The sequence below is a fragment of the Acidilutibacter cellobiosedens genome, assembly GCF_004103715.1.
GTDB lineage: Bacteria > Bacillota > Clostridia > Tissierellales > Acidilutibacteraceae > Acidilutibacter > Acidilutibacter cellobiosedens.
The window spans coordinates 1188907-1204172 of the sequence record NZ_CP035282.1 but is presented as its reverse complement, the minus strand read 5'-3'; the positions used below and the strand labels follow the sequence as shown (position 1 = coordinate 1204172).

General features: G+C 36.0%; 16 protein-coding genes. 1 reads left to right on the top strand and 15 read right to left on the bottom strand.

The genetic code is table 11. From position 1 onward, the window contains the following. Positions 1-19: 19 nt before the first annotated feature. Both EQM13_RS05670 and EQM13_RS05665 read right to left on the bottom strand, forming a co-directional pair. Positions 20-697 (bottom strand): hypothetical protein, encoded by a 678-nt coding sequence (locus EQM13_RS05670; protein WP_128752194.1) that lies wholly within the window; start codon positions 695-697, stop codon positions 20-22. Positions 698-1099: 402 nt separating this feature from the next. After that, a complete protein-coding gene (locus tag EQM13_RS05665) occupies positions 1100-1630 on the bottom strand; it encodes an ECF transporter S component (RefSeq protein WP_114219471.1) in 531 nt (176 codons plus the stop codon). Between the two features lie 175 nt (positions 1631-1805). On the opposite strand from EQM13_RS05665, the gene EQM13_RS05660 reads away from it, so the two are divergent. Beyond that, the gene (locus EQM13_RS05660) at positions 1806-3248 is read left to right on the top strand and encodes a DDE-type integrase/transposase/recombinase (RefSeq protein ID WP_128752149.1); all 1443 of its coding nucleotides are present in this window, start codon (positions 1806-1808) and stop codon (positions 3246-3248) included. Positions 3249-3575: 327 nt separating this feature from the next. On the opposite strand, the gene EQM13_RS05655 is transcribed toward EQM13_RS05660, so the two are convergent. The 13 genes from EQM13_RS05655 to EQM13_RS05595 form a co-directional block, all read right to left on the bottom strand. Then, complete coding sequence (locus tag EQM13_RS05655) at positions 3576-3989, bottom strand: DUF3842 family protein (protein WP_128752193.1); 414 nt, start codon at positions 3987-3989, stop codon at positions 3576-3578. A gap of 2 nt (positions 3990-3991) precedes the next feature. After that, positions 3992-4423 (bottom strand): DUF1893 domain-containing protein, encoded by a 432-nt coding sequence (locus tag EQM13_RS05650; protein ID WP_128752192.1) that lies wholly within the window; start codon positions 4421-4423, stop codon positions 3992-3994. A gap of 55 nt (positions 4424-4478) precedes the next feature. Next, positions 4479-5591: a M24 family metallopeptidase gene (locus EQM13_RS05645; RefSeq protein ID WP_128752190.1), complete on the bottom strand. Its 1113-nt coding sequence runs from the start codon at positions 5589-5591 to the stop codon at positions 4479-4481. Positions 5592-5777: 186 nt separating this feature from the next. Next, positions 5778-7037, bottom strand: coding sequence for a benzoate/H(+) symporter BenE family transporter (locus tag EQM13_RS05640; protein ID WP_128752188.1), 1260 nt, complete (start codon positions 7035-7037; stop codon positions 5778-5780). Between the two features lie 34 nt (positions 7038-7071). Then, positions 7072-8523: a hypothetical protein gene (locus EQM13_RS05635; protein ID WP_206172869.1), complete on the bottom strand. Its 1452-nt coding sequence runs from the start codon at positions 8521-8523 to the stop codon at positions 7072-7074. Continuing rightward, the gene (locus EQM13_RS05630) at positions 8513-9151 is read right to left on the bottom strand and encodes a 4Fe-4S binding protein (RefSeq protein ID WP_128752187.1); all 639 of its coding nucleotides are present in this window, start codon (positions 9149-9151) and stop codon (positions 8513-8515) included. The genes EQM13_RS05635 and EQM13_RS05630 overlap by 11 nt, the downstream gene beginning before the upstream one ends. A gap of 122 nt (positions 9152-9273) precedes the next feature. Next, positions 9274-10299, bottom strand: coding sequence for a 4-hydroxy-2-oxovalerate aldolase (gene dmpG / locus EQM13_RS05625; RefSeq protein WP_128752186.1), 1026 nt, complete (start codon positions 10297-10299; stop codon positions 9274-9276). Then, complete coding sequence (locus EQM13_RS05620; protein ID WP_128752185.1) at positions 10280-11173, bottom strand: acetaldehyde dehydrogenase (acetylating); 894 nt, start codon at positions 11171-11173, stop codon at positions 10280-10282. The genes dmpG and EQM13_RS05620 overlap by 20 nt, the downstream gene beginning before the upstream one ends. Before the next feature lie 44 nt (positions 11174-11217). Then, positions 11218-11991, bottom strand: a complete 774-nt coding sequence (locus tag EQM13_RS05615; RefSeq protein WP_128752184.1) for a 2-keto-4-pentenoate hydratase — start codon at positions 11989-11991, stop codon at positions 11218-11220. Between the two features lie 16 nt (positions 11992-12007). Continuing rightward, a complete protein-coding gene (locus EQM13_RS05610) occupies positions 12008-12913 on the bottom strand; it encodes a molybdopterin-binding protein (protein ID WP_128752183.1) in 906 nt (301 codons plus the stop codon). 20 nt (positions 12914-12933) lie between these two features. Next, positions 12934-13728, bottom strand: a complete 795-nt coding sequence (locus EQM13_RS05605) for a beta/alpha barrel domain-containing protein (protein WP_128752182.1) — start codon at positions 13726-13728, stop codon at positions 12934-12936. A gap of 91 nt (positions 13729-13819) precedes the next feature. Further along, positions 13820-14596 (bottom strand): IclR family transcriptional regulator, encoded by a 777-nt coding sequence (locus EQM13_RS05600; RefSeq protein ID WP_128752181.1) that lies wholly within the window; start codon positions 14594-14596, stop codon positions 13820-13822. A 157-nt stretch (positions 14597-14753) separates the two neighbouring features. After that, complete coding sequence (locus EQM13_RS05595; protein ID WP_128752180.1) at positions 14754-15146, bottom strand: hypothetical protein; 393 nt, start codon at positions 15144-15146, stop codon at positions 14754-14756. Positions 15147-15266 lie beyond the last annotated feature (120 nt).

Genomic DNA, 15266 nt, shown 5'->3' with positions numbered 1-15266 from the left:
TATCTGTTTTCACTTCCATCTAAATATCTCCTGTCACTCCGAAATCAGAACGTGCCTTTTTTATTCCCATCATTTCCGTAGCTTCGTTTAAATTAAGGCCTATATCTTTGTCGATTTTAAAACCAGTAGCAAAATTAGTCTTTTCCGTATATTCAATAGGGTCAGCAATTCTCCTTACTTCATCCATCTTTTCCAGAATATCTAACTGTTCAAATTTTATATCCATCTCATATCTTGTACCTATTTTTTTATATTCTACAAACTCACCGAGATTTTCTTTGATTTTCTTTATGAATTCTTCATCTGCAACATCAAAGTCCGGGCTTACACATACTTTTATCACATCATCTTTGGAATATTTCCCCGATTCTTTCTTCTGCCTGATTTCATATGACAATTTATTTCCTTGCCACTTTTTGTATTTCTCAGTATCCTGTACGGGAGAAAAACCTCTCGGTTTAAACGAAGGAAGTTCTATTACATCATTATCGGACATCTTATATATGGACAAATCCTCATCCGTTCCTTGCTGAATATTGTCTTTATCCATCGTTACAACCTCCGTAGGATTAGATTTATTATCTTCTCCGGTTGACGATATTATTATATATTTGGCTGAATCCGCATAGGCAGATGTCAAAAGAGAAAGCATCAAAATAGTTATGAATGTCATTAAACACATATGTTTTTTTAACATACTTATCCACTCCTTTTCATACCCACATATTTCATTTTCATAACTTACAAATAAATATTACCATCGGAATCACTTCCTTTAAATAAATATTTAAATATACGTTACTAAATATTAAAAAATACATCTATTTTATGAACTTAACAAAGATAGCTTAAACTATTGATAATTTTCATGATAAAATATTTTAGATATGAGTATTAATTATTTTAAATAAGAATTTGTATAAAAGATATTTGTATATATAATACCATAATTGCTATATTTAAACTTGTCAAATTTTGAGATAAATATGTTAAATTTTTGTAACAGGGACGTAGAATATCAGAAGCAGTATGAAAGAGGGTTTAAATAAAAAGCTGCCCCGAACCCAGTCAAACGGGTTTGGGGCAATTTTATTGTATTTTAATTATTTGTACCTACTTTATAATTTTTCCCCAAAACCTGCATCAAAGAAGGTATAAGTATCAATTGAATGACTATCCCCGGAAGTCCCGTAACTACAGCTCCTTTAACGTAAGTAAAGGCATTCATCTGCACTCCGAAGAACGAAGACAGTATAAATACAATTATCCCTGCTATCACCCTTCCTGAAATCATAGAAATAATAAGGGACGGTATGGAAGAAAGTCTTAATTTTCTAACGGCCAAAGCCGCTGCCAATCCATAAGTTCCTAATTCAAACATCATAATTAAGGCCATCGGAAACATGGGCGGCATACCCGTGAAAATGCTATTCAGCAAAGGCGTAATCAGTCCCAATAAAAAAGCGAATAATGGCGGCAACATAAATCCTCCTATTAAAACCGGTATATGCATAGGTAAAAGCACAGAACCCGCCATACCTCCCACAGCATGGAATATCATCGGAATTATAATTCCCAATGCCAACAATATACCGGATAAAATTAAATCTCTTGTAGTAAATTTTTTCATATTCTAACCCTCCTAAAAAAATAGGTAGTGTCAATAAGACACCCCTCTTTTTTTATTAAAGCCTTATATTATCAAGGGTTACAGAGTTTTTTATAAAATAAAAACAATGACCCCCTATTTTCTGTTATAATTTGAGTTACTACACACAAAATTTATAGAAAAGGTGATCATTGTTATGTCTCAAATTATAACCTATTTACTTGTATATAATCAATACTTACTTAATCAAATTTATGAATTAACCCTATTTATCGCAAAATATATTCCTCTTAAACAATGGGCTTTTGATGATTCTAAAAGTCCTTCTTATCAGAAATTTAAAATAGATAAGCTCCCAATAATCAAAAAGTTCTTTAAGCAGGATTACAGTTTTCTGCTCGAATACTATCTTTGGAAATACAATAAGCCTATTAAGCCAGTTCAGCGTCGTAATGGCAAAACTATACCCGAAGAGATTGTATGCCCTTTATGTGGTGCCCCTCATCAATACATTTATGATAACAATGGTGGCAAAGGCCAATACCAATGCAAAGTCTGTGGTCAAACTTTTATTGCGGGTGAACAAGCAACTTCTCCTTTAGTTCTTATTTGCCCTTATTGTGGACATGCTTTAGTTGCTAAAAAAGACCGTAAACACTTTATTGTGCATAAATGTGTCAATAAAAATTGTTCGTATTACAAAAGCAATTTAAAACAACTTCCTAAGGACTTAGATCCTAGTGAGAAGCACAAATACAAGCTTCATTACATCTATCGTGAATTTACGCTAGATTTCTTTTCTATGGATTTGAACGAGCTACCTTCTTGGGCTACAAGTTTTAAATACAGAAAGAACAATGCTCATATTATGGGGCTTTGTTTAACTTATCATGTTAATCTTGGTCTTTCCCTTCGCAAAACTGCTGAAGCTATGCGTGAAATTCATAATATCAATATTTCACACACTATGGTTGCCAACTATGCTAGAACTGCCTCAGTTATTATCAAACCCTTTGTGGATGCCTTTGATTACAATCCTTCAAATAACCTAGCTGCTGATGAAACCTATATCAAGATTAAGGGGCTCAAAGGTTATGTTTGGCTCATCATGGACACTGTTTCCCGCTCTATTCTTGGTTATCAAGTCTCTAATAGTCGTGATGTCGGACCTTGTATACTTACCATGAGAATGGCTTTTGATAAATTTAAAGAATTCCCTGGTAAAGCTTTAAAATTTATATCTGATGGTTACAGTGCTTATCCTTTGGCTGCTCAACAATTTAAGATTGAGAAGGATTGGGACTTTGATGTTACACAAGTTATTGGTCTGACTAACGATGATACTGTATCCAAGGAGTATCGCCCCTTTAAACAAAAGATTGAACGTCTTAACCGCACTTTTAAAGCCTCTTATCGTGTTACATGTGGTTATGGTACTGATGATGGTGCTTATTATGGTGTAAATCTTTGGGTTGCCTACTACAACTTCCTACGTCCTCATGAACTGTATAGAAGGAGTCGTCCTTTAAATGAAGTTGAAATGCTTAAGAATGCTGGCAATATGCCTGGCAAATGGCAACTTTTGATTTTTCTAGGACAACAGGTTATTCTCAATATGCAAGAAAATCCTGCATCTTGATTTCTATCTGTTCTTAGATTTCAGAGCCAGAGGTAATCCAGCCACCCTTTAGGGCTTGCCCTTGATGGCAGGACAAATACAATGCTACAATATTGTTAAGACGGCACAATAAATTCTCTGTTCTTGAGTTTCTTCGCCGTCGGTAAATATTACGCAGCATTGTTTTGGCATGCTGTCAAGGGTGGCGGCGCACCAAGTTTAAATATATTTTGCAATTTTCTAGGTTCATTTGAGCCTAATTTCTTTGACTCTGTTTTTCATAGGCTACTTTACACTATCAAAAAATAACCACGAAAGTTTCCTTCCTAGGAAAAAACCTTCGTGGTTTTATTTTTTCAACATCATTTTTATTTTTTCTATTAATATATCAAAAAGCTGTTTCAATTGACAATTTTCAAGACCTATTATTTCAAAATTACATTTGTTTATAGGCAACAAAAGTTTTTTTGCATTACTGCCTGAAATAGTCTCCGCCATCTTCGGACTTATTTCTCCCATCATGGAGTTGGCTGCAATTATTGCCATAGGTCCGATAATAACATCTGCTTTGTTGCTCATCCAAACTATTGCATTTTCTCCGGTAGCACCGTCATTTGCTCCGGCCTTCAGCATATTAGCCGTAGCTTGGGAATTTGTTCCCAACGCAATGATTTCAATATCACTGTTTTTTAAAGACTTCAGTCTTTCTATTACCTGACAGCCTATGCCTCCGCCTTTTCCGTCTATTACAGCAATCTTCAATATCATACCTCCCCTTTCATACTTCCTATAAATTCCGATATTCTTTGAATCAGTTCTTGGGGATCATCTACACCGTAAGCCAGCTTTTCTACCGGACACATATCCGTCTTATCCCTGTTTTTAATATATTGCGAATATTCTTCATAAAAATATTTAATACCACTCTTTTTAAAAATCTTTATAGCTTCATCGGAAATAAGGTCCGTATGAATTTCCTCTATATTTCCATACTTACACAGAATTGCGGCAGCTCTGCCCGTAACTCTGTCTGCAACACTGGAGCCTTCAAGTCCTTCTTTGAAATCTGTCACAGCAGTATATATAGGCTTTATCCCTCTGTCAGCACTCGTAAACAGTATATTCCCTTCTTTTACCACAACCAATGTAAGACCCTTTTCTTCAATAATCTTTTCAGCCAGCTCTAAATCTTTCATCTGTTCAACTCCCTCATATAATATAGAATATCAGATTTTGTCATGTTTTTCAATTTTAAAAATTTTTAACTATAGGATTTCTATCAAAAGAAGTCAAGTACTCACAGGAGTTCTTTTTTACTAATATAGTATCTGTAATTCTCGGTCCCCCGACTTTAGGCTTATATAAAGTCGGAAGTAAAACATCTACTACCATATTTTCTTCTATAATATGATCTAAATTCTTCCCTATAATAGGATAGAATTCCGATTGGCGTATCCCGACGCCGTATCCAATATAATCTATAAAGGTTTTACCGTATCCCTGATCATCTATATATCTATATACCGCATCATATATTTCGGAAGTTTTTACCCCCGGGACCAAATTATTTACTGCAATTTCCTGAGCTTTAATCAAAATGTTATATATCTTTACGGTTTCTTTATCTACATTCCCCAAAAATATGGTACGGCACATTTTTGCGGTATATCCTTTATACGAAGAGCCCAAATGAACTACCACCGGTTGATTGTTTTCAATAATATAATTACCAGCATAAGGATGAACCAACATTTGCCTGTCATGCCTCAGAACCTGCATCTTAAATGTGGCCCCTTCGGAACCGGCTTTTCTCATGGCATAATCCGCTTCTGCCAAAATATCCGTCTCCTTTACATTTGGTTTCAGAGCATCAACCGCGGCTTTCATTCCATATTGTAAAAATCCCGCCGCTTTTCTTATATAATCAATTTCTTCTTGGTCCTTAACGGAACGAAGTTTATAACAAACTCCCCCTATATCTTTCACGTGAATTTTAGGAACAAGTCGATGTAACCATAAAAAATCCTGCAAGTCAATAAAATATCTTGTAAAGCCAACTTTGGGTTCATTTATTCCCATCTGAGCTATATATTCTGCTGTTTTTTTGCTTATATTTTCCTTTGGAAACATATATGGAATTACATTCTTTATTCCGCTTACTTCTCTTACATGATTAGCATCAAGCCACAAGCAAAAAAGTACGGCTTCTCCCTTTGCGGGGACAATTAAAGAACCACATTCCAAATCTTCCACTCCCACAAAATAAATCAAATTTTCTCTGTCTTTAATTACTGCAGCATCTAAACCTAAACTCACTACTTCCTTCTGCAAATTATTTATTCTTTCCCCAATTTTCTCTTTCATACCCTACCTCCTATTCACAAACAAAGATTTCTTTTGAAATTTTTTAATTTCAATCAATTTATAAAAATATTATTTATATTTTAGGGATACAAAACCTGTTATCCATTCATGATTTTGTGTCCCTAAGGTTTTTTTATTATATCTATAGTTAATCAAAATTTTTATATTTCAAAATAAAATATTGTCTTAATTTACTTTTTCCGCTTTCATAACAAAATCTTTCTTTTCACAAATCAACGAGATAATTACTCCACCAACCAAAGCCCAAAATGCTGAACCTATATTCAAAATAGAAATTCCGCTTGTTCCTATTATCAAGGCAAAAAATGCACCTATTTTAAACTTTTTTGTTATAAAAGCTTCCTGAAATGAATTAATTAAAACATTAATCATAGCAAGACCTGCTAAAATGCTAACCAAGCTAGCTGGAATTGCCTGAACAAATCCAATGGTATACGATGCAAATATTCCGAAAGCCACAAATAAAATACCATCTACAATGCTGGCTGCATACCTGCCTTCTTTGTTTTCTCCTGCTTCTTCGGAAGAACATATCGCTGTCATTGGTCCAGCGATATTAGCATTGTGTGCGCCAAAAATACCACTCAATATACCTCCTATACCACTGACAATTGTCATTGCATTTATAGGTGGCCTATAACTTTGCGCATAAAGAACACCTATCGCCTGGGCATTTTCGGCTCCCATAACTAAAACGGCAAGAGGTACAGATACGGATAATATAGTTGCAACATTAAAATGTGGAATAACCACTTGAGGTGGAATATAAGTCATATTGTTAAAAGCATTGGAATTCACAGTACCTGTTATTAACAATGCAATAAAACCACATATAAGAGCTGCTAAAACTGGTGGAAATTTTTTGATTAATTTTGGAATTATGAAAAATCCGAGTAAAGCAACACTGCATATAATCGGAGATTCTTTTGTAGAAGTCACAATAGATGTACCGAAGCGCAGCATGCATCCTCCGATCATTCCCATAACAATAGGTTGTGGAAGCCACTTCATAACTTTTCCTATTAATCCTGTAACTCCAAGTATTAATACTATAATTCCGGCTATGATAAAAGAAGCTGCTGCTTCATTAAATGTAAATCCAGTCAATGCAGCTCCAAGCATAGTTGCTCCCGGAATCGAATAAGCTCCAACAATTGGCATTTTATAATAAAGAGCCATTATTATACTAATTAATCCACCAAAAACATAAATTCCAAAAAGCCAACTTACAGTTTGTGCTGTATTATAGCCAGCGGTAGTACTTGCATTAATTGTAATCAATGCCGGACCAGTACATCCAAAAATTGCCGCAACAACACCTGCCGTAATCGTCTTAGTATTTAAATTCTTTCCAAGATCAGAGAAGCCGGAACGAAAGCCCGGTCCCTTTTCAATCAGGAAATGTTTCTCACCTACAGATGACATAAATTAATCCTCCCTTATAAAATTATTTTTTTACTTATTTTTCTAATTTATTTAATATGGAAACATCCACTCCCCTTTGTTTAAGCCATTTGGGAAGTAAAGCATTTTCCACTCTTTCACTGACAAGGGGTGCTTTTTCCATAAGAAATTCAGCCATGGATTTGCTGACATTCATACCACCCATTGCACCGTCAAATATAATAACCTTATCCGTTCCCGTTGTCTTATAAGCAAAATTCATAGCCGAATCCAATGTCTTGGCAGTTAATGCATAATCCATATATCTCATATTTAACGGGTCCTTGTTAAACAGATCCCCTTGTTCTCTTCCGACTACTACCGTAGGAATATATTCTGCGAAAAAGGCAGACGGATATCCTACCCACGCATAATTGTGAATACACATTTTTATTGCCGGATTAATTGCAGGAATTTCATCTAATAACGGCTTACCGTTTTTTCCGTAAAATGCTTCGGTATACCATGTATAAGGCGGAAGGGGGCTCTTTAAATCATAGAGATCCGTATTTGCCCCTACAAAATTGGCGAATATAACGCCGGCGGAAAATACATAGGGTACAGGGCACGGAAAATCAAGGACTGCAATACAATCTTTAATTTCTCCGAATAAGGTCATGACTTTTCCGTAACGCTGACATCCGATAAAAGTTGCCCTATCGTTTAAAGCATAAAGATCATTGTCGCAATCTACCCCTACAATACCGTGAGGTCCTACATCCAAAAATGCGGCAAATGCGAATTTGCTTTGTACAAACTTTGATTCAAATATAGCTCTTGCAACAAAATTAGCCGCTCTGGGTCCCAAATTCTGATGATAAGTACTTCTCGTTTCTATACGTGCATAGGACATTCCAAAGGGTTTAACCGCTTTATCAACTTGTCTGTGAAAATGGACTTCCCGGACATCCGTATGATGAACATGTATAATCCAATCCGCATCATAAATTTTTTTCAATCCATACAGAGTTCCTATTTCCGTTTCTATAGGAACGCCTTCATCAACCGGTGCCACTCCCACAGCTTTTCCGTTATAATAAGTATCCAGACCGTAACGTTTAATATATTCTTCCGTTTCACGGAATCTCATGCCTACTCCTGCTCTAAGGCGAATATCCTTACAGCCTGTCTTCTTTTCAACAACATCCTTAACAGCCTTTAATAATTCGGCATAAGGCTGTCCTCCGAGAAGAGTAAAACCGTGATGGGAGGCAAGAACATTTACGGAATCTCCAGGTTTAATCATGCTCATATCAACTTTCATCAATGAATCTACGGCAGCTTTGCGCACACCTTCCAAGCTGTTTTCTTCATTGGGGTAAATAATATCGGGAAGATCCGGAAACAAATCTTTCAACATAATCGATACCATATCAGGTAATTCTGCGGCACGTTTCTTTACAAGAGAAGGATCAATTCCATATTCCGATGGTTTAGCAGATATTGGGGTAATCGGTTTATTCATCATGATTTTTTCCTCCTTTACTTTCATAATCAGTATGGGTTGCTACGACTTCATCCAAAAGTCTTTCATCTTCGTCAAAATAAAATCCTCTGCTGCTGTACTTTTCCTTTACACTTTCGGGAACAGTCCAAGCTGTTGCGGTTTTCCCATACCACTGCCATCCTCCTTCAATAGGATTTAGCTTGTACCCCGCTGCATCCAGCAATCTTAGAAGAGGTTGTATGCACTCAATAGTACAGCCTGTCCTAATTCCTGTTCTGGAAGAAACCTTTTCCGGAGTATCAGCCCCATCCAAAATAGCAGCAGCTACTTCCTCCGCCCTTACTCCTACACAGTAACAAAGAATCTGCTCCGGATTAAGATGGGCTTTCTCGCAAATTTTTCTTATTTCTCCGTAATCAAATTTTGTTACATCCACTCCGATTTCAAGGGGTTCTTCACGTTTTACCATCTCGATTGCATGGAATGGACAACGTTGTTCGCAGTTTGCACAGGCCCGGCATTCCTCTTCATTTACAACTGCCTTTTTGTCTGTTACGGAAATTGCCAATACAGGACAGACTTTCGTACAGATTCTGCATCCTCTGCACTTTTCCCTATTTACCTTTGCCACAAGGGTGACACTTTTCATATAACAAACCCTCCTTCATAATAATTTTTTGGATATTGTTTTATATAAAATTGCTGAGTTTTTCCACCTTTAAATATACAAAACGGTAGAAAAACTTTTGCAAATTTATCGAATACACATAATTAACTGTGAGCTGTTTCTTTCTTCTTCTGAGCTAAAGAAAAGGCAACATCAACTATCATATCCTCCTGTCCTCCAACCATCTTTCTTCTTCCCAATTCCACAAGAATATCTCTCGGGTTCAGCTTAAACTTCTCCGCAGCCCTATAAGTATGAAGCAAGAAACTTGAGTAAACCCCGGCATATCCTAACATCAATGATGCCGTATTTATAACCTGAGGTCTTTGCATTATAGGTTCAACAATATCTTCCGCTACATCCATAGCTCCGTAAATATCAATTCCAGTATCATAACCCAGTCTGTTTAAAACTGCCGCTAAAACTTCCAGCTGGGCGTTTCCGGCTCCTGCCCCGAGACCTCTGCAGGTCCCGTCAATGTAAGTAGCACCTTCCTCAACGGCAGCAATGGAATTTGCTATAGCTAAACCAAGATTGTTATGAGCATGAAAACCTATAGGAATATTTATGGATTTTTTTAATAGGCTTATTCTTTCCCTCACATCATCGGGAACCATATGACCTGCCGAATCTGCAACATTTATATAATCCGCTCCGCTGTCTTCAAAAATCTTAGCTTGTTCTACAATTAATTCGGAGCTTCCCATATGGCACATCATCAAAAACCCCACTGCTTTCATTCCCATTTTCTTTGCATATTTAATATGTTGGATTCCGATATCCGCTTCGGAAACATGTGTGGCAACTCTGACTACTTCTGCTCCGTTTCGTCGAGCTTCTTCCAAATCCTCAATGGTTCCAACCCCCGGAAGAAGAAGTACCCCCAACTTTGCATTGTTTATTTTTTTTCTGGCCCCTTTGATCAATTCCATTTCAGGAACCTTTGAAAACCCATAATTAATTGAAGAACCGCCAATACCGTCTCCGTGGCTTATCTCTATAATGCTTACTCCTATCTTATCCAATCCTTCGGCTATATCCTCTGCCTCTTTTGTTGTAAAGCTATGGCTTACTGCATGACTTCCGTCTCTTAAAGTCGTATCAACTATATTAATTTTCTGCTTTTCCACTGTTATCCACCCCTTCCGTTGTCATTCCTTGAACCAATTTTTCTGCTACACTTACTGCTGCTGCATTAATAATATCAAGATTTCCGGAATATTTAGGTAAAAAATCTCCTGCTCCTTCCACTTCAACTATGACCGTAACTTTATTCCCCTCCACAATTGGCGGTACTCTAAATCTGTATCCAGGCACATAGGCTTGTACTTTCGAAACCATCTTCTCTACGGATTCGATTATCTTTTTTTCATCAGGATGCTTAACAATAGAATATATTGTATTGGACATCAATAGAGGCGGATCTGCCGGATTTAAAATAATGATTGCCTTGCCTTTATCAGCTCCCCCTACCTTTTCCAGAGCTTTTGCCGTCGTCTGAGTAAATTCATCGATATTGGCTCTCGTTCCAGGCCCCGCACTCTTGGAAGAAATACAAGATACAATTTCCGTATAAGATGAATCGGCAACCTCATTAATAGCATAGGCAATAGGAACCGTTGCCTGACCTCCGCAGGTTACCATGTTAAAATTATTTTCAAAAGTTAACTTATCCAAATTAACACAAGGAACCACATAGGGACCCACTGCTGCCGGAGTCATATCAATAGCGATCTTTCCAGCCTTCTTAAGCAGCGGGGCATTGACTTCATGGGCTTTGGCACTGGTAGCATCAAATACTATCTTTATTTCGGGTTCCTTAACAATGGCTTTTACACCTTCAATTGAAGTTTTAAATCCCAATTTTGCCGCTCTTTTTAATCCTTCGGATTCATAAATTCCTGCCATCATATACATTTCAAGGTTCTTACTCCTCATAACTTTATACATCAGATCCGTTCCTATATTTCCCGGACCTATTATGCCTACCTTGACTTTTTTCATAAATATTATCCTCCTTAAAGTGTTTAATTTAGTGCTGTATATAATTATTTAAATTTTACTGTTACCCTTCCCATATCCTGAAAACTAACAGTAAAAGAGTCTCCCGCTTGAACCTTTTCTGCAGCGGTTACTGCTCCCGATAAAATAATACTTCCTTCTTTAAGCTCAATACCAAATTGAGACAATTTATTTGCCAGCCATGCAACGGATGCCGCGGGGTTTCCTAAGACTTCGGCACTTGTTCCCGTACTTACAAGTTCTCCGTTCTTTTCCAAATTCATTCCTATTAACCGCATATCAATACCATCTATCTTGGTTATTCTATTTCCTAAAACAAATTTCGCACTTGAACCGTTATCAGCAATAGTATCTACCAACTTTATTTTCCAATCCTTTATTCGACTGTCCACTATTTCAATGGCAGACACAATCCAATCGGTAGCATGATAAACATCAGCTATTGTAATACCTGGCCCTTTTAAACTTTTCTTTAAGAAAAAAGCCAATTCACCTTCTACTTTAGGCTGAATAAGACTTTTTATAGGGCATATCTCTCCTTCCATTACTATCATCTTATCCGTAAGGTGTCCGTAATCAGGTTCATTCACTCCCAAAAGATTCTGCATTCCCTTACTTGTAAGCCCTATTTTCATTCCTACAACCTTTTCCCCTTGGGAAATTCTTCTTGATATATTTTCCAACTGTATCTTATATGAATCTTCTACAGTCATATCGGGATTGGATTTGCTTATCATATCAATTTGATAAGTTCCTTTTTCCGCATTATAAAGATCCTGAGCTATTTTTTTGTAATCCATATTAAATACCTCCTCATTATTTATGTAATAAACTTTCATGATTGAATTTTTTCTTAGACATTTTTTCTGCCAAAGCATTGGCAATCTGTTGAGCAATTTGCTCTTTATCACAATTATTCTTTAATAATTTTATTAGAATCTCGGAAGCAATCTTCACTTCGTCATTTGGGCCGGGCAATGCAACAATATATGTAGGTCCGACTTTACCGACAGCAATTCTTACCCCATCTTTTACGTGACGCCCTGTTCCTTTTTTAAATTTTACAATATATGGAGTCGCAGCTTGAGGATCAATCCTTAATATGCCTTCCACGGTTTTATCCTTATCTTCCGCCCCTATGCCTCCCGTAGTAATTATAAGGCCATAAGCCTTAGATACGGCTTCAGACAATATATATTCCACACTTTCGATATCATCATCCATAATATCCCCCACCGTTACTTTGAATCCTTCTTCTTCTAAAACTCCTTTTAGATAAGGAGTATTTGTATCTTCTATTAAATTTTTCTTTAATTCAAAACCCGTAGGAAAAACTATAGCTCGCTTAGAAATCTTTTCCTTCATCTCATCAACCATATTCGCAACACTTTTCAACATCTCTTTAGGATTTTCCGTTTCAAAACAAACCATTCCTAAAATACCGTTTGAATGGATATAAGTGTCATCAGTAATATTAACTCCTTTTAACTTTGAGAGAGCAATCAGTATATCTTTTTCTTTTCCCAAAATGTTTTCCTCCGGAATATCCTTTTCCAAAATATCTAAAGTAATATGATTCGGCCGAACATCTACAACCAGCACATTTCCTTTTTTCAGCTTTAAAATTTGTGCAACTGTTTCCGCAATTTCAGTAAGATTTGCATTGTCAAGGGTTATATTGTTTATCCATAATTCCGTTTTTTCCAATAAATTTAATCCCATTTTCTCGCCTCCGGATATTTTTATATCACATCAAGTCTCATATCAAGCAGTGGGGCATCTACAATTTCCTTGCCTATACAAAGAACATCTATGCCCAATTTCGCCAGTTCTTTAATTTCTATGATTTTTATGCCTCCCGCGAAAGCAATTTTAACTTTATTTCTCATTCCCATGGAATCAACAATTTTTAAGCAGCGGACAACATCATTAATTTCTCCCGTATCCACCATCAATATGCCGCAACCGTTTTCTAAAGCCCGCCTTGTTTCCTCTTCAACAGTAAGTTGTTTTCCTTTAATTTGGATTACTTTTGTAAAGCTTTTAAAATCCTTCACTGCATCTAGTGTCTTAGGTATAGAGCCAAACATTTTAATATAATTTTTATCAAGATAAATCATATTGTCGTCAGTAATCCTAAAGTGTGCTCCGCCGGAAACAATGGCACTTCTCACACCATCTTTAATAGACGGGGGCATCTTTTTCCACGAACCGGAGACTACCCTAATTTTTCCTTCAGAAAAATCTACTGCTTTTTTTGCTGCAGTGGCAATTCCGGAAAATTTAGACAGAGTACCTATAATTCTTTCTTCCGCCAAAGCCATATTCTTAGGAAAAGCAGATATCTTAGCAATAGGCTTGTCCCTTTCGATTTGATTTCCCTCTTTTTTATAAAATTCAATTTCAATTTTGATTTTTTCCGCTTCTTCAAGGGCATATTTAACTCCTGACAGTAAGCCGTTTCTTTCGGGAATCAAAAGAGCATTAAATTTCTGATTTTCAATACTCTTAAATATAATGTCTCTGATATCTTGCATAATCTTCCTCCTTTTTTCGTTATTAACGAATTATGTTCATAAATATCGGTATTTTTTTTGGAGAAATATCCCATTCTCCAAATTATATCTTTTATTTATCCGAATATCCCATACGCTCGGAAATTTTTAACGCATAATATTTAACATCCGCTGCCACTTCATTTATAATTTCATCTTGTAATTTCCTATAAGGTGCCGATACACTGATAGCTGCTATAGGGTATTTCTCGTAATTAAAAACCGGTGCAGCCACGCATCTTATACCAACTTCAATTTCTTCATCATCTACTGCATAACCTCTTTTTTTAACCGTCTCTAACTCCTTTAGAAGATTTTCAGGTTCGGTAATTGTGTTTTCAGTTATCTTTTTTAAAGGTTCCTTTAATATGAATTCTTCTATATATTTCTCACCTGCATATGCAAGAATAGCTTTCCCTACCCCTGTACAATGCATGGGCGCTCTCTTGCCCACCTGAGAATAAGCAATCACCCAATCATTTGCATCAATTTTATCTATATAAATAACTTCTCCTCTATAATGGGCTGCCAAGTGTACCGTAGTTTTATACTTTTCGGATAATAACTGGCAAAAAGGTTTTGCCTCATTCCTCAAATCCATACGATTCTGAACTAAATTTCCGAACTCAAATAATTTAATCCCAAGACGATATTTTTTACTTTGATGATTCTGTTCCAAATATCCCTTTGATACTAATGTATTTACCAATCCATAAACCGTGCTTTTACTTAAATCCATTTTATCTGCAATTTCTGAAATACCCAATTCCACATTATTGCCGCTAAAACACTGTATTATATCTAAAGCACGAGCTACCGACTGAACTATAACCCCTTCTGCTTTTATCATTTATATACCTGCCTATCGTTTATCTATTATTCTAATTAATTTTTATCTTCATAATAAATTATAATATGTTAAGAATACGTTGTCAATATATTTTTTTGTATTATAGAATTATATTCGTTATTAACGAATTAATATTATAAAAAAAAGGAAAACCGGTTTAATCGGTTTCCCCTTTTTTATATGTTTCCATAACCTTAAATGATTTCAATTTGGCAATATCAGACCAGTTATCGGCCGTTACCTGCTCTACTTTGTTAATGTCTTTCTTTATTTCTTTAACGGCTCCTTCTATAAAATCTATCTTTTCCACGGATTTCTGCTGTATTTTCAATTTCTCTTCTATCCCTCTTAACAATACTCCATGTTCTTCCTTCATTCCTCTGATTGCTATGGAATTTTCGTCAACTCTTCTTTCCAGATTCTCCTGTCTTTCTCCCAATCTTCTCTGTTCTTCTACTAAACTTTTCTGTCCCTCCACTAAGTTCTTTTGTCCTTCCCTCAGGTCTCTTAGTTCTTCCAACACTATTTTCTGGAATTCCTTATCAACCACATTTTTCACTCTCCCCATAGACAAAATATTTATATATATTATATCCTACATTAAAATAAACTTCAAAATAATATGATAAATAAATGTAAAAATTTATGCCGGATCAAGTATGAAAATGGA